Consider the following 23045-nt stretch of genomic DNA (forward strand, 5'->3'; position numbering starts at 1 on the left):
TCGATACCCGTATGGGTGCGTCTGCCCCGCATTCCGGAGGGCAACGGAGCAGGATGAGATTACTTGTCGACCTGGAACGCACCATGGAGCGATGGTCCAACACCTTGTGGGAGTCGCTGGTCCCTCGCGCGAGGAAGCAGGCCGAGGTGGTGGGGGTACTCCGCCGCGAGTGCGACGACCGCGCCCTGATCCTGGACCGTCGGCGCACCCTCGTACCCAACGCCTTCGTCATCGAACTCCCGCCGGAATCACACCGACAACTGACCGACGACAGTGCCCAGGTAGCAGGACACCTCGCGGCTCAGGTCCGCCGCCACGCAGCAGAGCAGGGATACACCTTTGCCGGCCCCGTGGGTGTTCGCCTGGCACCGGCCGATGACACACGTGTCGGCCGCTTCCGCATCCGAAGCCGCATCTCCCCTCTTCGCAGGTGACAAGGCGTCCGGCGACCTGGATGCTGTAGGCCGCTTCCGGTCGTCCACGCGTCGGTGCGGATGCGGATCTGCGTGCCGTCCCACGTGACACCGCCGCTGGTGTAGATGCACGAGAGCGACGTTGATCCACGGTGCCCTCCGGGCGGTGTTCGCCGTGAACCCTGTCCGGCGGTTCGACTTCGCCCCGTGGGATGGTCTCCACGGTGCTGCCCGGGGGCGCCAGGACGGTGCGAGGTCGTGAGATGCCTGGCCGACTCCGCCGCTCAGGACCACGTGTGGCCCGGCGCGGCGAAACAGAGGCCGGTGTCACCCCGCCGATCAGTACGACGCAGTCCAGCAGCCCGGCCAGGCATGCCTGCCCATGCCAACGAGTCGCCCTGTGGGGGACACCGCCAAGCCACCCCCTGCCCTTGCGAGGCGTACTCCTGAGGAGGAACCCGTAATGACCATCGACAACACTCAGGCCGCGCCCACCGATGGTGCGCAGTGCGCCTTCACCAATCGCCAGACCCCTCCACGCATCGCAGTAGGGCCGTTCCCGGCCATCCTCCCGGTCGGTCACCGCGTCCTTGACCTGATCCAAACGACAGGCCCTAGCTGGCTTTCGGGTGCGGATCGCGCGAACCACCCTTGCCGGGTCCAGACAGGGTCCCGCTCCCCTTGCTCGTGCGCTTGCAGATATGGAGGCTTGCGGGGATTGCGACTGGAGACGCCTACTGTTGTTTCGAACAGTTGTCCCCATCGGCGGCCACAGCTCGCATTCTCGCTTCCAGCTCCGGAATACCCGCAAATTCGTGAGGGAGCACCGTCGTGAAATCAATTCGGGCAGAGAGGAGCTGCTCCAGCGTGACGGTAGGGAAACCGGCATAGGGATTTTGAGGATCCGTGAATACGGCGCCGCTCAAATCGGCACACGTCAGAGTAGCATCACGCAGGTCTGCCCCCGCCAGTTCCGCCTTATATAGACTCGCGTAGGAAAGATCTGCCTCCTGCAGGTACGCGCCGGGGAGCTCCGCGTAGCTCAAGTCCGCCTTCTTCAGGTGGGCGTCAACAAGTATTGTTTCATGCATGTGGGCCTGGTCCAGGCTCGCACCCATGAGCTTGGCGCCTGCCAGGGAAGCCCGCTCCAGCTCAGCGAGAGTCAGGACCGCGCCGGTCAAGTTCGCGCCACTCATATCCGATACATCCAAGTCCGCCCCGTAGAGATCTGCGTCGGCGAGATGGGAGTTGGACAGGTCTATGCGGCCGTCGCCATCTCGGGTCTCATCCCGGTTCCGAAGCACTTGCAGCGCTGCACCCACGTCAGCTTCAGGTTTCGGCGGAAGCTCCTTACCCAGCTTCGCCGGGTCGGTTTGGACTCTGACGTATCCCGAGAGCACTTCGATCACCGCCGGTTGATCCTTGGCCGAGTCCTTCATGATGCGCTGCAGAGCGTAGATGCCACCGAGACGGATATCGGCGGTATCGCCTGCGAGGTTGCCGACGGCATTGTTATAACGGTCGGTAATTTGTCCTTCCTGGGTGATGGACTGCTCGTTGCTGACTTGCACGCCCGACGTCGCCCAATTCGGTATCGCCTCGTAGCCTTGTTAGTTGCTCGCCCGGACGCCTTTACGCCGGAGAAGGAGGCTGGGGGCCGATAGGGTGCGGGCGGCGATTTCTGAGAGGCGCGTAAGGTGATTCCCTCGACGACTCGGCGGGAGTACGCCATGGAGATCACCGTCCAGTGGATACGGACGTCCTGGACGAAGGAGTCTCGGGGAGGGGAGGGTGCCTCGCGCAGGAACGCGGCCCCGATCGGCTTTGCTCTCCCGCCTGCCGAGACCACCACCTCCGCACACGTGATTCGCATGCATGAGCGTGACGGCTTCGAGCCCTACGACGCCCAGGAAGACAGCGGCAAAGTCGATGTCCAGCTCCGGGAAGCCGACGGACGACTGCGGGTCTTCCCCCGAGTCCAGCCCTTGTTTGCCCTGCCGCCCCGGCCACGACGGCCCCCGGCAGTGCGGCTCGCCCCCGGCCAGTGGGTGCGCTGGCAGCTCAACTACCGCTTCAGCAGTGCCCTGGGGATCCGGGACTGGTCGTACTGGCTGGACACGTTCAACATCGCCTACGGTCCGGTGAACGCCGATGTGTTCCTGTCCACGCCCACCGTGTTCATTGACGAGCAAGGACCGCTCCGATAACCCCGTCCTGAAAGTCGACTGCGGTCCCAGATGACGATGCGTCACCGAGACCGAACCCCGTTGATCGTCCTCACGGAAATTTGTGCATGGTCCCAGTAGCGACGTCAGGTGTCGATGAGTTTGGGAGGCACTCTTGTTCCACGGGCGGGCGGTGTTGAGGAGTTTGGGCGACATCGGGTCTCTTGCCAGGCAGCAGCGATGTCGAAGATCGAGCTGTACGCGGTGATCCGGCGTGACCATCGCGACACCGAGGTGCGCAGCATGACGTGCATCACAATCATGTTCGGTCAGAGCACCCCCGTTCTCCAGCTTCGTCGGCACGATCGCCGGGATCGTCGCAGGCCATTGCGCGAGGGAAGCAGCCAAAGAGGCAGGCGCCAGCAAATTGACAGTCGACATAGCCGGCGGTCTGGCATCCGCTACTGCCACAGCGGCAGCAGGCTGGACCGTCAACACGCTGATGGCCGACTTCGGTGTCGGCTACGGCGCCACCGCCGCTCAGGCAGCGACCACCAGCATCATCCACTCCTCCCTGTGCAACCCCAACAGTGCGTTCGGGTTCTTCGCCCGACCGACCTGGCGCGCGGCCCAAAAGTGGACTCACGGACCCGCTCATGTGTGCGGATGTAGTCGACCGCCTCACCTTCAACGGCACCACCTCGCCCTGGAACAGACCGCCGACGGCGATGAGGAGGCCGCCTTCCTGCTGCTGGCCGGTACTGCTGCTGACCCATGCGGCCAAGGGGACCAAGACAGGGGACTCGGATTGAGGTCCAACGCGTTCGCGCACTTGAAGTAGCGGGACATACTCACCAAGCTCCGCTTGGTGTCACCGTTCGCCTGGCACGGTGAGCCGGCGCCGTTCCAGACGCTCGTGGAAGAGCCGGCCGACCAGAGCTCCTCCGTACACCACGAAGCCCACGCCGACCAGCCAGGACTGCAGAACCAGGACGGTCCCGAACGGACCGTACGTCACCGTGTTCGACGCGATCAGCGGCGAGAAGACGTGCTGGGAGAAGACCCGCAGCTCGAGGAGCCCCAGCGCCGTCGCCGCGGCCCCCGGCACGAGCGCCCGCCAGCGGATGCGGCCGCAGAGCAGCAGCCGCTGCGACCACCAGAAGAAGACGAACGCGCCGACCACATCGACCCCGGCGACCAGCACCGTCTTCAGAGCGGATGCCTCCTCGGGGGTGGGCGCGGCGAAGAACAGCAGCAGGGAGCCGGTCAGTACGGCCAGCCAGACGACATGGCGCCACATCGTGTGCCAGCGCGCCGTCGGCAGGTCCCACACCCGCTCGTACCCGGTCTGTACGGCCGCGCCGAAGGTCACGCCGAACGCGGCCAGCGCGGCGAGTCCGAGCGCCGTGGTGCGTTGCAGGGCCTGCCCCGGCCGGCCGAACATCCGCTCGACCTCCTCCTGTGACACCTCCGACACACCGAGGCCCTGGACCAGCCACCTGGCGAAGCCCTGACCTCTCGCGAGGTCGGCGGCCGCGACGACGACCAACAACGGCAGCAGCGTGAGGAAGCTCAGCGCCGCGAAGCCCATGGCACGGTGCATCAGCTCCATCTCGCGCCCCCGGTTCCAGACGACCCCGATCCACGAGCTGAGCACCCACCGATGGAGCCGAGCGAACCAATGGCCGTGGTGCGCGGCGTGGTCGTCTTCCGGCGCACCGAATCTGAAGGGCATGTGCCGTCGACTACCCGTCCGCCGGGCGTGACCCGACGCGCTTGCCCCCGAACGGGTGTCCCCCCGCCGATCGGCCGCAGCGATGGTCGCGTTCGGTGGGTGGCGCGGTCGTGCGGCCGCCGCTGCGGGGGTTGCGGCCATGGCGACGGCCCAGGGGCTGTCAAACGCGGTCGTCAAGCCGCTGTACCGGCGCCGCCGCCCACCACAGGAATGGGTCCCGCCGGAGGAACTTCAGGAGCGCCCGGACAGCTCCTCCTTCCCCTCTGGGCACACCGCCGCTGCCTTCGCTTTCGCGGGTGCTGTCGCGCCGGTGTGGCCGGCCGCCGGTGCCGCCTGTGGGGTGTCGGCGGTGCTGGTGGCCGCGGAGCGGGTGCACAGCGGTGCCCACTTCCCCTCCGACGTGGCCGCCGGCGGCGTGATCGGGCTGGCCGCAGCCGCCCTGATACGGGGCGCACCGCATCTGCTGCGGCGATGTGCGTTCTGACCGCGGGTGAGGCGCTGATGCGGGGTACCCGGACAGCCGACCGGAGCAAGTTGACGAAGGGCAGGTGAGCAGCCATGACAGCAGACAGCTCCCACCGCACCGATGCCGGAGCGCAGGCACCGGTGGGCGACCTGGTCCAGCGCGCCTCGCAGCAGTTGTCGCAGCTGGTCCGCGACGAGATGCGCCTGGCGCAGGCGGAGATGACCGAGAAGGGCAAGCGGTTCGGCAAGGGCGGTGGCCTGTTCGGCGGCGCCGGCCTGGTGGGCGTGCTCACCCTGCAGGCACTGGTGGCCACCGTGATCGCCGCGCTGTCGCTCGCCATGGACGTGTGGGTGGCGGCTCTGATCGTCACCGGCGTCCTGGCCGCCATCACCGCACTGATGGCTGCGCTTGGCAAGCAGCAGATCAGCAAGGCATCCCCACCGACACCCGAGCAGACCATGGACAGCGTCAAGGCCGATGTGGGCGAGATCAAGGAGAGGGCACAGCGATGACGCACGACAAGCCGCAGACAGGCGATGAGGCCACACCTTCTCCAGAGGAACTGCGGGAACAGGTCGAGGCGACCCGTGAGGAACTCGGCGAGACCGTGGAGGCACTCGCGGCGAAGACCGACGTCAAGACCCGCGCCCAGGAGAAGACAGCGGCCGTCAAGCAGCAGGTCAGCGAGAAGACCACCCAGGCCAAAGCCCAACTTAAGGACAAGGCGACGCACGCCGCTCACGCCGTGCAGGACAGGGCTCCGGAACCGGTGCGTGCCAAGGCCGCCGCGGCTACCGAGCAGGTCCGGGACAAGGCCGTGCACGTCGCAGAGCTGGCCCGGGACAAGGCACCGGAACCGGTCCGTGAGAAGGCCGGCCAGGGCATGCAGGCGGCGCGGGCCAACCGCACGCCGCTGCTCGCCGCCGTCGGCGCGCTCATCGCGCTGCTGTTCATCCGCCGTGCCAGGAGGCATCGATGAAAGCCTCGAAGATCGCGTACAAGCCGGTCGGCCTGGCCATGGGAGCCGTCAGTGGGGTCCTGGCCGGCGCGGTGTTCAAGCAGGTCTGGAAGCAGCTCGGGCACGAGGAGGACGCCCCCGACGCCACCGACGAGCACCGCACCTGGCGCGAAGTGGTCTCGGCAGCCGTCCTGCAGGGCGCGATCTTCGCCGGCGTCAAAGCCGCCGTCGACCGCGGCGGCGCCACCGCCACCCGCCGCCTGACCGGCACCTGGCCTGGATGACCCTGACGTCGGCGTCCGCCCCCCGACCCGGGCGGACGTCGACGGTGATTGCTGGCACGACGCCCTCCGCAAGCACTAAGCGGTGAGGCTCTCCTGCGCGCCATTTCGAGGGAGCTGCCGCGCCCGACCCTGTGAACCACCCACAAACACGTCAAGGCCCCCGAGCACTCAGGCTCGGGGCCCTGCGCGTACGAGAACCGCTTACCGTCGGGGCGTGCAAACACCCTCCGACGACGCTGCCGCGGCCGTCCCGGCGCCAGTCCGTGTCCGATCGTTGTGGCGTCCTCACGATTCTGACCGCCCGACGCGGCCCGGTGCCGACAACGCGACACGTCATCGGATCGGAAGGGGAATGGACATGCCCAATTCGGCTGTGTCCAATGCGTCGACTACTCCAAAGACTCGCCGTCCCCGCTCCGCGGGTGAGGTGGTTTTGGGAGTGGACACGCACCGGGATGCGCATGCGGCTGCGGTGCTCTCCGTGATGGGGGACGGCGCTTGCCACCGGCGAGTTCCCGGGCACCGCCGGAACGCCTGGACAGTGAGGCGTCCTTCGCCGCCCTGTGCGGGGTCAGTCCCGTCGAGCGCTCCTCGGGACGCCGGCAGTACCGTCGCCTCAACCGTGGTGGCGACCGGCAGGCAAATGCCGCGCTCCATCGCATCGTGTTCACCCGGCTGCGGGTCGACCCGCGCACTCAGGACTACTACGAGCGCCGGATCAAGGAGGGCAAGACCCGGCGCGAAATCGTCCGCTGCCTCAAACGCTACGCGGCCCGGGAGGTCTTCCACCTGGTAAAACAGCTGCAGCCAGCACCCCGCTCATAGGGGCTGTCGTGACAGATGAGAGGGTCGGGCGGGTGAGTGAGACACCGATGAACACCCTGCAATACCGCTTTGACGGGCCAGAAGACGCCCCGGTCCTGATCCTCGGTCCCTCACTGGGTACCACATGGCACATGTGGGACCGGCAGGTCCCCGAGCTGACGCAGCAATGGCGCGTCTTCCGGTTCGACCTGCCGGGACACGGCGGTGCGCCCGCGTACCCGGCGGGCTCCGTCGCCGACCTCGCGGAACGGCTGCTCGCCACCCTCGACGGCCTCGGCGTGCACCGCTTCGGCTACGCCGGCTGCGCGCTCGGCGGCGCCCTCGGCATCGAACTCGCCCTGCGCCACCCGGAGCGCATCGCCTCGCTCGCCCTGATCGCCGCCTCGCCCCGCTTCGGCACGGCCGACGAGTTCCGGCAGCGAGGTGTGATCGTGCGTACGAACGGCCTCGACCCCATCGCCCGCACCTCGCCCGACCGCTGGTTCACCACCGGCTTCGCCGCCGCCCAGCCCGCGATCACCGAGTGGGCCGTGCAGATGGTGCGCACCACCGACCCCGGCTGCTACATCGCCGCCTGCGAGGCACTCGCCTCCTTCGACGTACGGTCGCAGCTCTCCGGCGTCGCCGTGCCCACCCTCGTCCTCGTCGGCTCGGACGATCAGGTCACCGGCCCCGCCGAGGCCCGCACTCTGGTCGCCGGCATACCGGACGCGCGCCTGGCCGTCGTCCCCGGCGCCTCCCACCTGGTGCCGGTCGAGCAGCCCGCCGCCGTCACCGATCTGCTGGTCCGGCACTTCTCCACCGCCTGGCAGCCCGCCTACGACTCCACCACCGGCCAGATGGCCATCGTCGCCGCCCCCGCCAAGCCGGTCCTGGCCGCCGCGCCCCCGCAGCCCGCGCCGATCGCCGAGATCGCGCCGGCCGTCGTACCGCCGCAGACGATGGGACGGCCGGACCCGTACGACGCCGGGATCAAGGTCCGCCGCGAGGTCCTCGGCGATGCGCACGTCGACCGGGCGCTGGCGCAGGCGGACGAGTTCTCGGGGGACTTCCAGGAGTTCATCACCCGGTACGCGTGGGGCGAGATCTGGGACAGACCCGGCCTGGACCGCCGCTCCCGCAGCTGTGTCACCCTCACCGCCCTGGTCGCGGGCGGCCACCTGGACGAACTCGCCTTCCACACCCGCGCAGCCCTGCGCAACGGCCTCACCCCGAACGAGATCAAGGAAGTGCTGCTCCAGGCGGCCGTCTACTGCGGCGTACCGGCGGCGAACAGCGCGTTCAAGGTGGCGCAGCAGGTGATAAGGGAGGAGACCACTCCCACGGAGTGATCGTCAGTTCCCACGGAGTGATCGTCAGCCAGGCACCGGAAGCACCACTTTGAGCCGCCCTTCGACCGGGCTGCGGGGGCAGGATGGTGCCATGAAGCTCACGAAGAAGTCGCACGCCTGCGTCCGCCTCGAGAAGGGCGGGCGCACGCTCGTTCTCGACCCCGGAGGATTCAGCGAGGAGGACGCCGCGGCCGGCGCGGATGCGATCCTCGTCACGCACGAGCACCCCGACCACTTCGACGAGGCGCACCTGCGCGCGGCCATGGACGCCAACCCCGCCGCCGAGATCTGGACGCTGGCGTCCGTGGCGGAGCAGATCTCGGCGGCGTTCCCGGGCCGCGTGCACACCGTCGGCCACGGCGACACCTTCACCGCCGCCGGCTTCGACGTCCAGGTCCACGGCGAACTGCACGCCGTCATCCACCCGGACATCCCGCGCATCACGAACGTCGGCTACCTCATCGACGGCGGGAAGGTGTTCCATCCCGGCGACGCCCTCACGGTTCCCGACCACCCGGTCGAGACGCTGATGCTCCCGGTCATGGCGCCCTGGAGCAAGATCTCCGAGGTCATCGACTACGTCCGCGAGGTCAAGCCGCAGCGCGCCTACGACATCCACGACGCCCTGCTCACCGACCTGGCCCGTCCGATCTACGACCGTCAGATCGGCGGCCTGGGCGGCTCGGAGCACCTGCGTCTGACGCCGGGGGACTCGGCGGAGGTGTGAGCGGCCCCACCCCGGGCGGGGCGGGGTTGTCAGTCCCGCCCGGTAGGTTGTCAGGCATGCGCATTGCGACCTGGAACGTGAACTCGATCACCGCCCGCCTGCCGAGGCTGCTGGCCTGGCTGGAGAGCAGCGGCACCGACGTGCTGTGCCTCCAGGAGGCCAAGGTCGCCGAGGAGCAGTTCCCGTTCGACCCGCTGCGCGACCTCGGCTACGAGGCGGCGGTCAACGCCACCGGCCGGTGGAACGGCGTGGCGGTGCTCTCCCGCGTAGGCCTCAAGGAGGTCGTCAAGGGCGTCCCCGGCGACCCCGGCTACGACGGTGTCGAGGAGCCCCGCGCCATCTCCGCGACCTGCGGCCCGGTCCGCGTCTGGTCGGTGTACGTGCCGAACGGCCGTGAGGTGGACCACCCTCACTACGCCTACAAGCTGCAGTGGTTCGAGGCCCTCAAGGCGGCCGTCGCCGGTGACGCGGGCGGCAGCCGCCCGTTTGCGGTGATGGGCGACTACAACGTGGCGCCGACGGACGACGACGTCTACGACGTGGCCGCATTCGAGGGCCTCACCCACGTCACCCCCGCCGAGCGCGCCGCCCTCGCCTCCCTGCGCGAGGCCGGCCTGTCCGACGTCGTCCCCCGCCCCCTCAAGTACGACCACCCGTACACCTACTGGGACTACCGCCAGCTCTGCTTCCCCAAGAACCGCGGCATGCGCATCGACCTGGTGTACGGCAACGAGCCGTTCGCCAAGGCGGTCACCGACTCCTACGTGGACCGCGAGGAGCGCAAGGGCAAGGGCGCGTCGGACCACGCGCCGGTCGTGGTGGACCTGGACGTGTAGGGCGCCGGTCGAGCGATACGGCCAACCGCGACTCCGGTCACGGCACCAACCCCCGCAGATCCACCGACTCGGCCAGCGCAGCGAGCCCCGCGTCCCCGGGATGCAGATGGTCCCCGCTGTCGTACGCGGGCAGCATCCGGGACGGCCGTGCCGGGTCCCGTACCACGGCGTCGAAGTCGAGCACACCGTCGAACCCGGCGACGCCGGAGCGGATCCACTCGTTCACCTTGACCCGCTCCGCGTCGGCCGCCGCAGTGCACCGGACCTCCCCCTCGCACGGCAGGATCGTCGCCGCCAGCATCCGCAGCCCCCGCGCGTGCCCCCGGTCCGCGATCGCGCGCAGCCCGGCGATCACCTGTTCCGCGGTCGTGCCCCACCGCACATCGTTGACGCCCTCGAACACCACCACCGTACGTGCCGACGTCTGGGCGAGGACATCCCGGTCGAACCGGTACAAGGCGCTCACGCCGGCCGTGTCCGTGGACACCCCGTCACCGGGATAGCGGTCGCTGACCACACGGTTGCCGGAAATCCCCTGGTTGAGCACCCCATAGCGCGGGACCACATGCTGTTTCAGCAGTCGTGTGGCCAGCACATTGGGCCATCGCCGGTTGGCGTCCATCGTGGACTTGTCACCGTCGGTGATCGAGTCCCCCAGCAGCACCACGGACCCCGGCCCGCCGCCCACGTCGACACCCGTCAGCAGCGGCCAGCTGGTCAGGACCGTGCCGTACGGTGCCGCGGAGCCGTCCGCCGTATGGTCGCCCGGCCCGCTCACATACGACCGCTGCTGCGCGAGCCGGTGCACGGGAGCGGCCGGCACGGTGCGGGGCAGATGGAAGCTGACCAGCAGATTGGTGTCCGCGGGCACCTGGAAGCTGAGCGGATCGCTGTACGCCTGCGCGCCCGCCGGGATCTCTACGCCCGCCGCGCCCCGGAAGGACACCGGAACGGGCGTCCCCCGCGCCGCCGCGCCCGCCTCCTGCACCGCCACCGTGGCGCTCCCGATCCGCACCGGCGCCGCCGCGAAGGTGTTGTCGAACCGCAGCCGCACCCGCGGCCCGCCCGCCGAGGTGTGCACCACCAGCCGCAACGTCCGGTCGGTCCACGGCCCCACGGTGGGATAGCCGCCCGTCGCGGTGGCCCAGCTCCCCGTCCAGCCCGGGGTCGCGGCCCGTACCGCCAGCGCGAACACATGCAGCCCGAGCGCGAGCGGCAGCCGTACCGAGGCGACCTCGCGCCCCGCGACCAGCGGCACGGTCATGACGTACAGCCGCGGCCGCTCGGCGACTTGGCCGCCGGGCGTGTTGATGTGCGGCAGGGCCACGGCCTTGGTGGCGAGCGGGCCGGTGCGCCAGTCGGGGGCGGTCAGGCTGTAGCCGGACCGGGTGCCGTCGGCGTACACCACCGTGCCCGTTCCGCTGACCTCCGTCCCGGCCGTGCCGGCCACCAGGAAGGCGAGCGCATTGCCGCGGCCGTGCACCCGCACGTCCTGCCCGTAGGCCCGGACGTTGTCCGGCTCGCCCGGCTGCCGGTTCGGCCAGATCAGCCGGGCGCCCTGCACGGTGAGCGCGCGGCCGGGTGTCCAGCCCGCGGCCGAGAGGTCCTGTGCCGACAGGGAGGCGCCCGACCCGTCGAAGTCCGCCTGGGCGGGCCGGGCGTCGTCGCTGACCGCCTTGTTGTCGAAGAGCCGCGCCAGCGGGAGCGGCTCGGCTCTTCGCTCGGTGGCCGCCTGCGCGGAGACACTCGGCACCAGGGCCGCGAAGAGAGCGAGGACGACCGCGGAACTCCACACACGTCGGCGCAACTCCGACTCCTCCCGTTCACGACCGCTCAGGACTGCGTATGACTGCACATGACAAGTTCGGGCACGGACTTCACGCGAGACGTACAGGCGAGATGTTCTGACGCGACGCAGGACGCACCGAGAAGTTAGAGAGGCACCCGTGACTCGTCAACGAGCCATGCCCGAACTCGGCGTGAACTCGACCGGAATCGGTGGCCCGCGCGCCTGTGGTGCGTTCGGCAGTGCGAATGACACGCTGGGGGTATGAAGATCCCTTTTCTGGGCAACCGGCCCGAGAAGCGCGGGGCCCCCGACTCCGAGGGCATCGCCGAGCTCCTTGCCGAGTGCGAGCTCCTGCGCTCCCACGCGTCCCGGGCAGGGGTTCAACTCGATGACACCGCGGCCTCGTTGGAGGCGGTCGACCAGTTGGTGCCGCGCTGGCGGGACGACGAGGAGGTGCTGCCCTGGCTCGGCAACGACGCCGGTCTGTATCTCGGCACCGTCATCGTGCGTACCGTGCCCGGAGCCGCTTGGAAGATCAGGCCGGACGGTCAGCCGGTCGTCCGGCTCGCGTCCGGCCGTGAGTTCGATGTCGTGGCCTCGGGGCAGGAGTGGGCCGCGAGCGGGGTGCCCGAGCTGTCGCAGCTGTACGCGGAAGTGGCGGAAGCGTGAGGCCCCGGCCTGTAGTTCGACATAAGTTCGGCGTAAATACGGCTTATGCCCGAAAAGTGCGTGTCGGGTATTAAGTCACCTTTCGTCTGGATAGTTTGCGATCACCGCTACACAGCTGACATGGACTGGGGCTGGGCATGGCTGTCGATCCGTTGATCGAGCTGCGTGACGTCAACAAGCACTTCGGGGACCTGCATGTGCTGCAGGACATCAACCTCACCGTCGGCAGGGGGGAGGTGGTCGTCGTCATCGGCCCGTCGGGTTCGGGCAAGTCGACGCTGTGCCGGGCCATCAACCGGCTGGAGACCATCGAGTCCGGCACGATCATGCTGGACGGTCAGCCGCTGCCCGAGGAGGGCAAGGCCCTCGCGCGGCTGCGCGCCGAGGTCGGCATGGTCTTCCAGTCCTTCAACCTCTTCGCCCACAAGACGGTCCTGCAGAACGTCTCGCTGGGCCAGGTCAAGGTCCGCGGGCGCAAGAAGGAAGACGCCGAGAAGCGCTCCCGGGAACTTCTCGAACGCGTCGGCGTGGCCGACCAGGCGGACAAGTACCCGGCGCAGCTCTCGGGCGGCCAGCAGCAGCGCGTCGCCATCGCCCGGGCCCTCGCCATGGGGCCGAAGATGATGCTGTTCGACGAGCCCACCTCCGCGCTCGACCCCGAGATGATCAGCGAGGTGCTCGATGTCATGCACCAACTCGCCCGCGACGGCATGACGATGATGGTCGTCACCCACGAGATGGGCTTCGCCCGCTCGGCCGCCAACCGCGTCGTGTTCATGGCCGACGGCCGCATCGTCGAGGACCGCAGCCCCGACGAGTTCTTCACCAACCCCAGCAGCGAGCGCGCCCGGGACTTCCTCTCGAAGATCCTCCATCACTGAGCGGGGAGTACGACCCATGCCGAGACGAAGGGCGTTTTTCCACACCGGAATCCTCGCCGTGTCCGACGTCGACTACGATGTTTCGTCCGTCCCCAAGGCCGTGGCGGTGGCCCCGGCCGCGACCAGGGACGCTGCTGCCGGGTGGGGATCCCCCCACGGCCCCTAGACCAGGGGCAGCAGGGGGCAGCAGTCACAGAGCCATACCCGCCCGGCGCCGGCCGGAGATCACTGCTCGCGCAGTGGAATCGACACGTACGACGGGTCGTTCGCCGGTGAGGAGAAGGTCAGCCGCGCGCCGGTCGGGTTGTGCTCGATGTAGAGCGGGTCGACCGTGTCGACGACCAGGGCGAGACGGTGCCCTGCCGGAACGTCGTAGGCCGTGGAGTACAGCTCCAGGTCGACGGCGAACGGCTTTCCGGGCGTACGTCCGTGGAAGGTGTACGGCGCGTTGCTGACCAGCTTGCCGAGGCCGAGCGGGCCCACGTCGTAGAGGTAGGCGACGAGGGTGCCGCTCTCCTTGGTCGGTGTGAGGGTGGTGTGCAACTTCGCCGTACCGCGCACGTGTTGGGGGGTGGCGTACTTCTCGGACTGCCAGACGCCCGCCCAGCGCCGGGGGATCAGCGGGATCGAGGCCACCGGCGGCAGTTGGGCCACCTGGTCGAGGATGCTGGACAGGAAGACGACCCCGCCGTCCGCGCCCGAGTTGACGTTCGTGTGGATGGTGGTCGTGCCGCCGAGGGCGATCTTCTTGTTCGTCGCGCCGACCGACTTCCAGTCCGGATAGCCCTCGTAGCCGCCCGCGGAACGGGACTTGAGCTGGACCGGCAGCTCGCGGTTGATGCCGTTGTCCTCGCCCTTGAGGTGGTGGTCGAACCAGCGCTCGGTGTCCGTCCACACGTCGTTGGGCAGGCCGAACAGGCCGGTCAGCTCGGCGGTGGCGTGGTCGCCGGGACGGAACTCCAGTCGCTTGGGGCCGGTCAGCTTCTCGTAGAAGTCCGCGTACTGGTTGGGCGGGAAGATCGTGTCGCCCCAGGCGTTGGCCATCATGACCGCGGCGCCGTTGTTGTTCAGTTGATCCACGTATGTAGCGACCGAACGTTTCTTCCCCCAATTGATCATGTCCTGTTCCTTGGACAGGTTGGAGGCGTAGAAGTCGTTGAAGATCTGCCGGACTTCGGCGCTCTGGCGGCCGGTTACCAGGCTCGCGCCGTCCAATAGTGCGGCCGCCTGGACGTGCTGGGTGCGGCCGGAGTAGATCGAGCCGATGAGGTCGGCCCAGCCGCTGAGGGCGGCGACCGCCTTGACCCGTTTGTCGTGCGCGGCGGTCAGCAGGCTGATGCCGGCGCCGTACGAGACGCCCGCCATGCCGATGTGCCCCGCGTCGGCCGGGGTGTTGGCGAGAGCCCAGTCGATGACCCTGGACGCGTCGGCTATGTCGGGTGGGCCCGCCACTTCTATCTCGCCGCCCGACTGCCAGAAGCCGCGCACGTTGTAACTCACCACGACATAGCCCGAGTTCGCGAGCTTCTGTGCCTGCGCGAAGTACTCGACCTGGGGCAGGCCCCAGCTCGTGGGCAGGACGAGCAGCGGGAAGCGGCGGCTGCCGTCGGCGCCGGCCGGCGTGATGACGTTCGCCTTGAGCGTGGTGCCGCCGTCGCCGCTGATGTCGACGAAGCGGACGCTGTTCGTGGCCGCCCCGGCGGCCGGGGCGAGCCCGAGGGCGCTACCGGCGATCAGAGTCGCGGAAACGGCGCCCACGGCGGTCGTACGCAGGGCCTTGCGATGGTGTCCCACGGGTCACTCCTCACTCGTGTCAGTGCAAAGTGACCGAACGGTAACCGGGGCCCCTTACCGCAAGTAACCCGTCGGTAAGTTACGTGCCAGTAACGATTACCGGAATGTGATGAACCTCAGGAGGTGCGGTGGGTATTGCGCGGAGCCGCTGGTGTCGGCAGCGGCGCCTGCGCCGCCCGTGTCACGTCCGCGACCAGCTCGACGACGTCCGGACCGTACGCCTGCGAGTTGACCACCTTTAGCAACAGGACAAAGGAGCCGGTGCCGTGCTTGCGGGTGAGCCGCTCGTGGTTGCGGGCGAGGTAGCGGGTGGCGGCCTGGTTGGTGATCGCGGTCTGGCCGCAGAAGAGGAAGACGGGGCGGGTGCCGTGGCTCTGCCCGACGGTGAGCCGGGCGAGGAGCGCGTACTCCTCCTTGCCGACCTCCACCCGGTAGCGCTCGGAACCGACCTGCAGGGCGCCCCGGTCCGGGCCGGGTTCGGCGTCGACGTTCACCCGCACCCCGGGCAGCAGGGATGCCAGGTGCGCCATCATGCGGCGGTTCGATGCCGGGCCGCCGACGCAGAACTCGGTGCGCTCACCGAAGCCCTGGCGCGCCGCGTCGTGCGGGACGATCTGGGCGTGGGCGTTGCAGTCCTTGATGAGGGCGGCGAGTTCCAGGAGTGCGAACACGTCGTAGCGCATCACCGTCAGCTCGGGCCCACCGGCGCCGCGGTTGACCACCAGCAAGGACTCGGCGTTCTCGGGCAGCCCGAAGAAGGCCTGCTTGCGGCGGAGCTTGCGCTTCCACAGGTAGGTACGGGCGAGCCAGCCCAGCCCGGCGCTGATGCCCGCCGCGACCACGCCCAGCACGATGTTGCGCACGTCGTCATTCATGGGCGCGCATGGTAGCGGGCGAACGCAAACCGTTGTTCGAGACAGGTGTCCACGCGCTCCTGACGAGGGCATGGCGATCGATTAGGCTGCGCCAACAGCCCTTGTATGGAGGTGCGGATGCGTCGCCCTGTCGCGCGGAAACTGTCGGTCCTGGCCGTCTCGGCCGCCGTGGTGTCGGTGGGGGCGGCGGCGCCGCCCGCCGCGCAGAGCGGCCCCGCCGCGAAGGTGCCCGTGGCCGTCGGCTACGGCGGTGCGGTCTCGAGCGTCGACGCGGACGCCTCCGCGGCCGGCATCGAGGTCCTGAGGAAGGGCGGCAACGCCGTGGACGCCGCCGTGGCCACGGCCGCCGCGCTCGGCGTGACCGAGCCCTACTCCGCCGGCATCGGCGGAGGCGGCTACTTCGTCTACTACGACGCCAAGTCCCGTACGGTGCAGACCATCGACGGCCGCGAGACCGCGCCGCTGACCGCCGACTCCGACCTGTTCGTGGAGAACGGCACGGCGATCCCGTTCGCCGAGGCCGTCAGCAGCGGCCTGAGCGTCGGCACCCCGGGCACGCCCGCCACCTGGCAGAAGGCGCTGGACAAGTGGGGCAGCAAGGGGCTCGGCACGCTGCTCGGACCCGCCGAGCGGCTCGCGCGGGACGGCTTCACCGTCGACGACACCTTCCGCGCGCAGACCGCCGCCAACGAGACCCGGTTCCGCTACTTCCCGGACACCGCGAAGCTGTTCCTCCCGAACGGGCAGCTCCCGGTCGTCGGCGCCACCTTCAAGAACCCCGATCTCGCCCGCACCTACGCGGAGTTGGCGAAGAGGGGTGTAGGCGCGCTCTACCGGGGCGACATCGCCGAGGACATCGTCGACACGGTCAACCACCCGCCCGTGGACCCGGGTTCCGGCTGGAAGGCCCGCCCCGGCGACCTGACCGCCAAGGACCTGGCCGGCTACCGCACCAAGTCCCAGGCGCCCACCAGGACCTCGTACCGCGGTCTCGGCGTCTACTCCATGGCGCCCTCCTCCTCCGGCGGTACGACGGTCGGCGAGGCCCTCAACATCCTGGAGAACACCGACCTCTCCAAGGCGAGCGAGGTCCAGTACCTGCACCGCTACATCGAGGCCAGCCGTATCGCCTTCGCCGATCGCGGACGCTGGGTCGGCGACCCCGCCTTCGAGGACGTACCGACGAAGGAGCTGCTGTCGCAGAAGTACGCCGACTCGCGGGAGTGCCTGATCAAGGACGACGCGGTGCTGACGAGCCCGGTCGCGCCGGGTGACCCGCGCAACCCGGCCGCCTGCGACGCGAGTGGCACTCCGGCGCCGACCACCTACGAGGGTGACAGCACCACCCACCTCACGGTGGCCGACAAGTGGGGCAACGTCGTCTCGTACACGCTGACCATCGAGCAGACCGGCGGCAGCGGCATCACGGTCCCGGGGCGTGGCTTCATCCTCAACAACGAGCTGACGGACTTCTCCTTCACGCCGGCCAGTGCGGCCGTCCACGACCCGAACCTGCCGGGCCCGGGCAAGCGGCCGCGCTCCTCGATGTCCCCGACGATCGTGCTCGACCGGCACAACAAGCCGGTCGTGGCGCTCGGTTCGCCCGGTGGCGCCACCATCATCACCACCGTGCTGCAGACGCTGACCGGCTTCCTCGACCGCGGGCTGCCGCTCGTCGACGCGATCGCCGCACCGCGCGCCAGCCAGCGCAACCAGACCACCACCGAGCTCGAACCGGGCCTGTGGAGCAGCCCGTTGAAGGGCCGGCTGGAAGCGATCGGGCACGGATTCCGGCAGAACGCCGAGATCGGCGCGGCGACCGGTGTGCAGCGGCTGCCGGACGGCAAGTGGCTGGCCGCCGCCGAGACGGTACGGCGGGGCGGCGGCTCGGCGATGGTGGTGCGGCCGGCGCCGTAGCGCCTCACCGCACGCGGCGCGTCACAACTCGGGGGCGGGCGGCAGCTCTTCCGTACGGAAGGCGAGCCGCCCGTCCTGCACATCCACCGTCACCCGGCCGCCCTCTCCGATCCGGCCGTCCAGGAGCAGCCGGGAGAGCTGGTTGTCGACCTCCTTCTGGATGGTGCGGCGCAGCGGGCGGGCGCCGTATTCGGGCTGGTAGCCGCGCTCGGAGAGCCAGTCGACCGCCGTGCCGGTGAAGTCGACCGAGACGCCCTGGGCCCGGAGCAGGCGGCGCGTCTGGTCCAGCAGCAGGTTGGTGATCCGCTCCAACTGGTCGTGGGTCAGCTGGCGGAAGACGACGATCTCGTCGATGCGGTTGAGGAACTCGGGCCGGAAGTGCTCGCGCAGCGGCCGCAGGATCCGCTCGCGCCGCGCCTCCTCGTCGGCCTCCTCACCGCCCGCCCCGAACCCGATCCCGGTGCCGCCCCGGCTGATCGCCTCGGAGCCGAGGTTGCTGGTCATCACGATGACCGTGTTGGTGAAGTCGACGGTCCGGCCCTGGGAGTCGGTCAGCCGCCCGTCGTCCAGGACCTGCAGCAGGATGTTGAAGACGTCCGGGTGGGCCTTCTCGACCTCGTCGAGCAGAAGCAGCGAGTACGGGTGCCGGCGCACCACCTCGGTGAGCTGGCCGGCCTCCTCGTGGCCGACGTATCCGGGCGGGGCGCCGATCAGACGGCTGACGGTGTGCCGCTCCTGGTACTCGCTCATGTCGAGGCGGACCATGCGCTCCTCGCTGCCGAACAGGGCCTCGGAGAGCGCCCGGGCCAGTTCGGTCTTGCCGACGCCGGTCGGACCGAGGAAGAGGAAGCTGCCGATCGGCCGGTCGGGGCTCGCGAGTCCGGCCCGCGAGCGCAGTACCGCGTCGGAGACGACGCGCACCGCCTCGTCCTGGCCGACGACCCGCTCGTGCAGATGCTCCTCCAGGCCGAGCAGCTTGTCCTTCTCCTCCTCGGTGAGGCTGCTCACCGGGATGCCGGTCTGCCGGGACACGACCTCCGCGATCGCCTCGGCGGTGACCTCCAGGTGCTGGCCTTCGTCGACCTCCTCGTCGCCGGCCGCGTCCGCCATGCGCTGCTTCAACTCGACGATGCGGTCGCGCAGTTGGGTCGCCTGCTCGTAACTCTCGTCGGCGACGGCCTGGTCCTTGTCCCGGTACAGCTGCTCGACCTCGCGCTCCATGGCCCGTACGTCCGTGCCCTTGGTCCGCGCGTGCAGCCGCACTCGGGCGCCGGCCTGGTCGATCAGGTCGATCGCCTTGTCCGGCAGGCGGCGGTCGGTGAGATAGCGGTCCGACAGTTCGACGGCGGCGACGAGCGCCTCGTCGGTGTAGCGGACCTGGTGGTGGGCCTCGTAGCGGTCGCGCAGGCCGCGCAGGATCTCGATGGCGTCGGCGGTGGTCGGCTCGGGGACGAGGATCGGCTGGAAGCGGCGGGAGAGTGCCGCGTCCTTCTCGATCCTGCGGTACTCCTCCAGGGTGGTTGCCCCCACGATGTGCAGCTCGCCGCGCGCGAGGGCCGGTTTGAGGATGTTCCCGGCGTCCATGGAGCCGCCCTCGCCGCCGCCTCCGGCGCCCACGACCGTGTGCAACTCGTCGATGAAGACGATCAGTTGGTCGGAGTGCGAGCGGATCTCGCCCACGATGTTGTTGAGCCGCTCCTCGAAGTCACCCCGGTAGCGGGTACCGGCCACCACGCCCGTCAGATCGAGCGCGATCACCCGGCGGCCGCTGAGCACGTCGGGCACGTCGCTGTCCGCGATCCGCTGGGCCAGGCCCTCCACGATCGCGGTCTTGCCGACGCCCGCGTCACCGATCAGCACCGGGTTGTTCTTGCCGCGCCGGGAGAGCACCTCGATGGTCTGCTCGATCTCCTCGTCCCGGCCGATCACCGGGTCGATACGGCCGCGGCGGGCGAGGTCGGTGAGATCGCGGCCGTACTTGTCGAGGGTGGGCGTACCGGTGTCGACGCGCGGCCGCTGATCGATACGGGGCCGGGAATCGGGGGCGTCCGAGGCCTCGGACGGCCCGCCGGAGGGGGCGAACCGGGCCGCGTTGAGGATGTGCCCCGCCGCGGAGTCGGGGTTCGCGGCGAGTGCGCTGAGCACGTGCTCCGGGCCGATGTAACCGGCGCCGCGCGCCCGGGCCAGGTCGTGCGCGTCCAGCAGGGCGCGCTTGGCGGCCGGGGTGAGGGAGAGCGACGTCGGGGGAGGGGCCTCGCCCGGCGGGTGCTGGACCGGGCCCGAGCGCTCGTCGATCTCCGTCGCCAGTGAGTCCGGGTCCGCGCCGGCCCGGCTGAGCAGACTCCGTGTCGGCTCGGCGGACAGCGCGGCACGCAGCAGGTGCTGGGTGTCCAGATCGCGGCTGCCGTGCTCGGCGGCGTACTGGGCGGCGCCCCGCACCAGCTCCCGGGCCGGCTGACTGAGCAGGCGGCCGATGTCGATCTGTCGGGGGCCGGGGCGCGGTCCGCCGAAGAAGCGGGCGAGGAATTCTCCGAAGGGGTCGTAGTCTTCCGGACCACCATTGAAGCCGCTGGTCATGGCGTTCCCATCCGGCGTCCCTGCGCGGGCAGGGTCGCCCTCGCTGATCGACGTGCCGGGGCCGGGTAACCGGGTTCGGGCACGCTCATGCCACGATGGCACGTTCTGGCCCAGGGGGCATGTGCAGGAACACCCGGGCGGGGCATGTGCAGGAACCCCCCCCGGGCTTCGGCCGCTTCGCACCGCTTGCGGTGGTCGGGTGCGCGTGGCAGGGCGCGCTCCGGCGCGACCTCCTCAGCCGTTCGCCCGACGGCCGTCGGGGTCCGCTGACGGACCGCCGGGGCGCAGCATCTGGCTCGTGGCCAGGTCGCGGTAGAGGGGGTCGCGGGTCAGCAGGTCCTCGTGGCGTCCGCAGGCGGCGCTGCGGCCCTCGTGGAGCACGACGATGTGGTCGGCGTGCTGCACGGTGGACAGGCGGTGGGCGATGACCAGCAGAGCGCATTCCTGGGCGATCTCTTTCATCACCGTGGTCAGCGCCGCCTCGTTGATCGCGTCCAGGTGGGAGGTGGGCTCGTCCAGCAGGAGCAGCGCGGGGCGGGCGAGCAGGGCCCGGGCCAGGGCGACGCGTTGGCGTTCGCCGCCCGAGAGGGTGCCGCCGCGTTCGCCGATGACGGCGTCCAGACCGCCGGGCAGCCGGTCGACGAGCTCCTCCAGCCGGGCCAGCTCGAGGACCCGCCGGACCTCCGACTCCGGGGCGTCGGGCACGGCGTAGGTGATGTTCTCCCGCAGGGTGCCGTGTACGACGTGGGTGTTCTGGTCCACCACGGCGATGCGCCGGCGGCAGGCGTCGCGGCCGAGCTCGGCGGCGGGCCGCCCGTCGAACAGCACGGTTCCCGCGTCCGGTTCGTAGAACCCCGCCACCAGCGCGAAGACGGTGCTCTTGCCGGCTCCCGAGGGCCCCACCAGGGCCACGTGCCGGTGGTGGGGGACGGCGAAGGACACACCGGACAGCACCGGTCGCCCCGGGGCGTAGCCGAACCGGACGTCGTGCAGCGCGAGCGCGGGCCGGTCGGCGGGGACGGACGGGACGGGCCGGGGACGGGGGCGGGCCTGCTCGACCGCCGGCCCCGTGTGTTCCACGGGGAGGCGCAGCGCCTGGTCGACGCGCCGGTAGGCGCCCATGCCGCGCTGGATCAGCCCCACCGCGTGGAACACGGAGGACAGCGGCAGGACGAGGTACGAGGCGTACAGCAGGAAGGCGACGAGGTCCCCGAGGGAGCCGGCGTGACCGCTGATCCGCAGGCCACCGACGACGAGCACGATGAGGAAGGAGCCCTGGACGGCGAGTTCGACGGCGGGGCTCATGACGGAGGCGAGCTTCGCGGTGCGGACCCCCGCGTCGTAGGCCTCCTCGACCCGGCGCCCGATGCGGGCGGCCTCGCGGTCCTCGGCGCGGTGCACGCGGACCATGGGCAGCGCGCCCAGGGCCCGTTCCAGGTCCGCGGCGACGGCACCGACCGAGTCCTGCATACGCTCGGACGCCTTCCGCAGGCCCTGGAGCAGCGAGGTGACCACGGCCGCGGCGACGGCCACGGTGAGCGCGACCAGAAGCAGCAACAGCGGGTCGAGCCACGCCATCAGGATCACCGCTCCGGCGGCGACGAGGGTCCCGGTCACCAGGTCGACCAGGGCCTGCGAGACGACCTCGCGCAGCAGGGTGGTGTCGGCGGTGACCCGGGAGATGAGGTCGCCGTTGCGGTGGCGGTCGTACTCCCGCATCTCCAGCCGGAGCAGGCGCCCCACCAGGCCGACCCGGAGCTGGCGTACGACGCCCTCGCCCATCCGCTCCAGCAGGAAGCGTCCCGCCGAGCCGATCGCCGCTTCGACGAGGAACAGTGCGCCGAGCAGGGCCAGCAGCGGCCAGACGACCTGGCCGCGGGCGCTGGCGTCCACGGCATGCCGGGCCACCAGCGGCTGGGCCAGCCCCAGCGCGGAGCCGGCCAGCGTCAGTGCGGTGGCCACGGCGACGGCGGTCCGGTGCCCGGCGGTGAGGCCGTACAGCGTGGCCACGGCCGCGCGGGTCGACCGGTCCTCGTAGGCGGGCTCGTGGGGCCTGTGGCCCGCGACCGTGCTGCCCGCCGCCGGCCCGGCGTCCGCAGCCGCCCCGCCGCTCACAGGTCTGCCGGCTCGACGGCCACCAGCCGGGCGAAATAACCGTCGGGTACGCCCTCGCCCACGGGGCGGCCCTCCGCTTCGATCCAGGCGTGCGCGGTGAAGGGCGGGACGACGCGGACTCCGGTGCACCAGGTCGGCCACGTCCCCCTCAGCCGGCACAGCAGCGCGGCCCCCAGGGAGCGCGGCAGGCACCCCTTCGGGCCGGCGCAGCGCAGGCTGGCGGCGCACATGGCGTCGCGCGCGTCCTGGGCCTGCGTGGTGGTGGCGGGCGCGGCACCGCGCCGCACCACGCCCAGCACGGTGCGGATACGGCGGGGTGGCAGGAGGGCGAGGGCGACGGCGGGGAGCAGGACGAGGAGGGCGGCCAGGCGGTGGCCGAGGGGCACACCGGTGGGGCGTTCCAGCGCGCTGGGTGTCGTCATGAGGCCAGTCCCGCCTCGCGTAGTTGACCGACGAGCGCCTCGACGTCCCGCTGGGCCTGTGCCCGGTCGATGTCGAAATCGCGGATCAGGGCGGCCGTCGCGTCCGCCTCCTCGCCGCCGTCGAGCAGGGTACGGACCACGAGGGTGGCGGTCGGGTTCAACTCCCAGTAGGTACCGGCTCGTTCGTCCAGCAGTACGGTGCCGTAGTCGGTCTCGGCGGTGGAGATGTGTGCGTCGAACCGCAAGGGCATGCGCTCGCCTTTCTG

21 protein-coding genes and 1 pseudogene are annotated in these 23045 nt (G+C 70.2%); 13 read left to right on the plus strand and 9 right to left on the minus strand.

Features of this window, described 5'->3' with window-relative positions; all coding sequences use genetic code 11:
- The first annotated feature begins 53 nt into the window (after positions 1 to 53).
- Positions 54 to 434 (plus strand): DUF3662 domain-containing protein, encoded by a 381-nt coding sequence (locus EHO50_RS28835; RefSeq protein ID WP_128434141.1) that lies wholly within the window; start codon positions 54 to 56, stop codon positions 432 to 434.
- Positions 435 to 1147: 713 nt separating this feature from the next.
- On the opposite strand, the gene EHO50_RS28840 is transcribed toward EHO50_RS28835, so the two are convergent.
- Entirely contained in the window at positions 1148 to 1984 is an 837-nt protein-coding gene (locus EHO50_RS28840; protein WP_128434142.1) for a pentapeptide repeat-containing protein, read from the minus strand.
- Between the two features lie 159 nt (positions 1985 to 2143).
- Between EHO50_RS28840 and EHO50_RS28845 the strand changes: the two genes are divergently transcribed.
- Positions 2144 to 2620 carry a hypothetical protein gene (locus tag EHO50_RS28845; protein ID WP_128434143.1) on the plus strand — a complete coding sequence of 159 codons (477 nt, stop codon included), beginning with the start codon at positions 2144 to 2146 and terminating at the stop codon, positions 2618 to 2620.
- 829 nt (positions 2621 to 3449) lie between these two features.
- Here EHO50_RS28845 and EHO50_RS28850 read toward each other — a convergent pair.
- Complete coding sequence (locus EHO50_RS28850) at positions 3450 to 4313, minus strand: YhjD/YihY/BrkB family envelope integrity protein (protein WP_128434144.1); 864 nt, start codon at positions 4311 to 4313, stop codon at positions 3450 to 3452.
- Between the two features lie 139 nt (positions 4314 to 4452).
- Here EHO50_RS28850 and EHO50_RS28855 point away from each other — a divergent pair, with 139 nt between their 5' ends.
- The 8 genes and pseudogenes from EHO50_RS28855 (at position 4453) to EHO50_RS28890 (ending at position 9740) form a co-directional block, all read left to right on the plus strand.
- Positions 4453 to 4797: a phosphatase PAP2 family protein gene (locus EHO50_RS28855; RefSeq protein WP_246101529.1), complete on the plus strand. Its 345-nt coding sequence runs from the start codon at positions 4453 to 4455 to the stop codon at positions 4795 to 4797.
- A 74-nt stretch (positions 4798 to 4871) separates the two neighbouring features.
- Positions 4872 to 5291: a phage holin family protein gene (locus EHO50_RS28860; RefSeq protein ID WP_128434146.1), complete on the plus strand. Its 420-nt coding sequence runs from the start codon at positions 4872 to 4874 to the stop codon at positions 5289 to 5291.
- The gene (locus EHO50_RS28865) at positions 5288 to 5758 is read left to right on the plus strand and encodes a DUF3618 domain-containing protein (protein WP_128434147.1); all 471 of its coding nucleotides are present in this window, start codon (positions 5288 to 5290) and stop codon (positions 5756 to 5758) included. Before EHO50_RS28860 ends, EHO50_RS28865 begins: the two co-directional genes overlap by 4 nt.
- The gene (locus EHO50_RS28870) at positions 5755 to 6021 is read left to right on the plus strand and encodes a DUF4235 domain-containing protein (protein ID WP_128434148.1); all 267 of its coding nucleotides are present in this window, start codon (positions 5755 to 5757) and stop codon (positions 6019 to 6021) included. Before EHO50_RS28865 ends, EHO50_RS28870 begins: the two co-directional genes overlap by 4 nt.
- A 525-nt stretch (positions 6022 to 6546) precedes the next feature.
- Positions 6547 to 6846: pseudogene (locus EHO50_RS28875) on the plus strand (transposase); the annotation flags it as partial.
- A gap of 32 nt (positions 6847 to 6878) precedes the next feature.
- Positions 6879 to 8177 carry a bifunctional 3-oxoadipate enol-lactonase/4-carboxymuconolactone decarboxylase PcaDC gene (gene pcaDC, locus EHO50_RS28880; protein WP_128434149.1) on the plus strand — a complete coding sequence of 433 codons (1299 nt, stop codon included), beginning with the start codon at positions 6879 to 6881 and terminating at the stop codon, positions 8175 to 8177.
- A gap of 91 nt (positions 8178 to 8268) precedes the next feature.
- The gene (locus EHO50_RS28885) at positions 8269 to 8904 is read left to right on the plus strand and encodes an MBL fold metallo-hydrolase (protein WP_128434150.1); all 636 of its coding nucleotides are present in this window, start codon (positions 8269 to 8271) and stop codon (positions 8902 to 8904) included.
- Positions 8905 to 8960: 56 nt separating this feature from the next.
- Complete coding sequence (locus EHO50_RS28890; protein WP_128434151.1) at positions 8961 to 9740, plus strand: exodeoxyribonuclease III; 780 nt, start codon at positions 8961 to 8963, stop codon at positions 9738 to 9740.
- Positions 9741 to 9777: 37 nt separating this feature from the next.
- On the opposite strand, the gene EHO50_RS28895 is transcribed toward EHO50_RS28890, so the two are convergent.
- Entirely contained in the window at positions 9778 to 11547 is a 1770-nt protein-coding gene (locus EHO50_RS28895) for an SGNH/GDSL hydrolase family protein (protein WP_128434152.1), read from the minus strand.
- 243 nt (positions 11548 to 11790) lie between these two features.
- Between EHO50_RS28895 and EHO50_RS28900 the strand changes: the two genes are divergently transcribed.
- Together EHO50_RS28900 and EHO50_RS28905 are read left to right on the plus strand one after the other, a co-directional pair.
- Positions 11791 to 12198 carry a DUF6278 family protein gene (locus EHO50_RS28900; protein ID WP_128434153.1) on the plus strand — a complete coding sequence of 136 codons (408 nt, stop codon included), beginning with the start codon at positions 11791 to 11793 and terminating at the stop codon, positions 12196 to 12198.
- A gap of 137 nt (positions 12199 to 12335) precedes the next feature.
- On the plus strand, positions 12336 to 13079 hold the full coding sequence (locus EHO50_RS28905) for an amino acid ABC transporter ATP-binding protein (RefSeq protein ID WP_128434154.1): 744 nt from the start codon (positions 12336 to 12338) through the stop codon (positions 13077 to 13079).
- Positions 13080 to 13304: 225 nt separating this feature from the next.
- On the opposite strand, the gene EHO50_RS28910 is transcribed toward EHO50_RS28905, so the two are convergent.
- The gene (locus EHO50_RS28910; protein WP_128434155.1) at positions 13305 to 14873 is read right to left on the minus strand and encodes a CocE/NonD family hydrolase; all 1569 of its coding nucleotides are present in this window, start codon (positions 14871 to 14873) and stop codon (positions 13305 to 13307) included.
- A 116-nt stretch (positions 14874 to 14989) separates the two neighbouring features.
- Positions 14990 to 15748 (minus strand): hypothetical protein, encoded by a 759-nt coding sequence (locus EHO50_RS28915; protein ID WP_181449710.1) that lies wholly within the window; start codon positions 15746 to 15748, stop codon positions 14990 to 14992.
- 117 nt (positions 15749 to 15865) lie between these two features.
- Here EHO50_RS28915 and ggt point away from each other — a divergent pair, with 117 nt between their 5' ends.
- Positions 15866 to 17665, plus strand: a complete 1800-nt coding sequence (gene ggt, locus EHO50_RS28920; RefSeq protein ID WP_181449711.1) for a gamma-glutamyltransferase — start codon at positions 15866 to 15868, stop codon at positions 17663 to 17665.
- Positions 17666 to 17686: 21 nt separating this feature from the next.
- Here the strand turns inward: ggt and EHO50_RS28925 are convergent, their stop codons facing one another.
- From EHO50_RS28925 to EHO50_RS28940, 4 genes are all read right to left on the minus strand, one after another.
- The gene (locus EHO50_RS28925; protein ID WP_128434156.1) at positions 17687 to 20242 is read right to left on the minus strand and encodes an ATP-dependent Clp protease ATP-binding subunit; all 2556 of its coding nucleotides are present in this window, start codon (positions 20240 to 20242) and stop codon (positions 17687 to 17689) included.
- Positions 20243 to 20476: 234 nt separating this feature from the next.
- Positions 20477 to 22252: an ABC transporter ATP-binding protein gene (locus EHO50_RS28930; RefSeq protein ID WP_246101576.1), complete on the minus strand. Its 1776-nt coding sequence runs from the start codon at positions 22250 to 22252 to the stop codon at positions 20477 to 20479.
- Between the two features lie 101 nt (positions 22253 to 22353).
- Entirely contained in the window at positions 22354 to 22779 is a 426-nt protein-coding gene (locus tag EHO50_RS28935) for a lasso peptide biosynthesis B2 protein (RefSeq protein WP_128434158.1), read from the minus strand.
- On the minus strand, positions 22776 to 23030 hold the full coding sequence (locus tag EHO50_RS28940) for a lasso peptide biosynthesis PqqD family chaperone (RefSeq protein ID WP_128434159.1): 255 nt from the start codon (positions 23028 to 23030) through the stop codon (positions 22776 to 22778). The genes EHO50_RS28935 and EHO50_RS28940 overlap by 4 nt, the downstream gene beginning before the upstream one ends.
- Between the last annotated feature and the right edge of the window lie 15 nt (positions 23031 to 23045).

The sequence above is a fragment of the Streptomyces cyaneus genome, assembly GCF_004028635.1.
Classification (GTDB): Bacteria; Actinomycetota; Actinomycetes; order Streptomycetales; family Streptomycetaceae; genus Streptomyces; species Streptomyces cyaneus.

Bases quoted from the DNA above. Each gene is read 5' to 3' on its own strand.
- EHO50_RS28835 (WP_128434141.1), top strand. From the start codon at position 54: ATGAGATTACTTGTCGACCTGGAACGCACCATGGAGCGATGGTCCAAC.
- EHO50_RS28845 (WP_128434143.1), top strand. From the start codon at position 2,144: ATGGAGATCACCGTCCAGTGGATACGGACGTCCTGGACGAAGGAGTCT.
- EHO50_RS28850 (WP_128434144.1), bottom strand. From the start codon at position 4,313: ATGCCCTTCAGATTCGGTGCGCCGGAAGACGACCACGCCGCGCACCAC.
- EHO50_RS28855 (WP_246101529.1), top strand. From the start codon at position 4,453: ATGGCGACGGCCCAGGGGCTGTCAAACGCGGTCGTCAAGCCGCTGTAC.
- EHO50_RS28860 (WP_128434146.1), top strand. From the start codon at position 4,872: ATGACAGCAGACAGCTCCCACCGCACCGATGCCGGAGCGCAGGCACCG.
- EHO50_RS28865 (WP_128434147.1), top strand. From the start codon at position 5,288: ATGACGCACGACAAGCCGCAGACAGGCGATGAGGCCACACCTTCTCCA.
- EHO50_RS28870 (WP_128434148.1), top strand. From the start codon at position 5,755: ATGAAAGCCTCGAAGATCGCGTACAAGCCGGTCGGCCTGGCCATGGGA.
- EHO50_RS28885 (WP_128434150.1), top strand. From the start codon at position 8,269: ATGAAGCTCACGAAGAAGTCGCACGCCTGCGTCCGCCTCGAGAAGGGC.
- EHO50_RS28890 (WP_128434151.1), top strand. From the start codon at position 8,961: ATGCGCATTGCGACCTGGAACGTGAACTCGATCACCGCCCGCCTGCCG.
- EHO50_RS28900 (WP_128434153.1), top strand. From the start codon at position 11,791: ATGAAGATCCCTTTTCTGGGCAACCGGCCCGAGAAGCGCGGGGCCCCC.
- EHO50_RS28905 (WP_128434154.1), top strand. From the start codon at position 12,336: ATGGCTGTCGATCCGTTGATCGAGCTGCGTGACGTCAACAAGCACTTC.
- EHO50_RS28915 (WP_181449710.1), bottom strand. From the start codon at position 15,748: ATGAATGACGACGTGCGCAACATCGTGCTGGGCGTGGTCGCGGCGGGC.
- ggt (WP_181449711.1), top strand. From the start codon at position 15,866: ATGCGTCGCCCTGTCGCGCGGAAACTGTCGGTCCTGGCCGTCTCGGCC.
- EHO50_RS28925 (WP_128434156.1), bottom strand. From the start codon at position 20,242: ATGACCAGCGGCTTCAATGGTGGTCCGGAAGACTACGACCCCTTCGGA.
- EHO50_RS28935 (WP_128434158.1), bottom strand. From the start codon at position 22,779: ATGACGACACCCAGCGCGCTGGAACGCCCCACCGGTGTGCCCCTCGGC.
- EHO50_RS28940 (WP_128434159.1), bottom strand. From the start codon at position 23,030: ATGCCCTTGCGGTTCGACGCACACATCTCCACCGCCGAGACCGACTAC.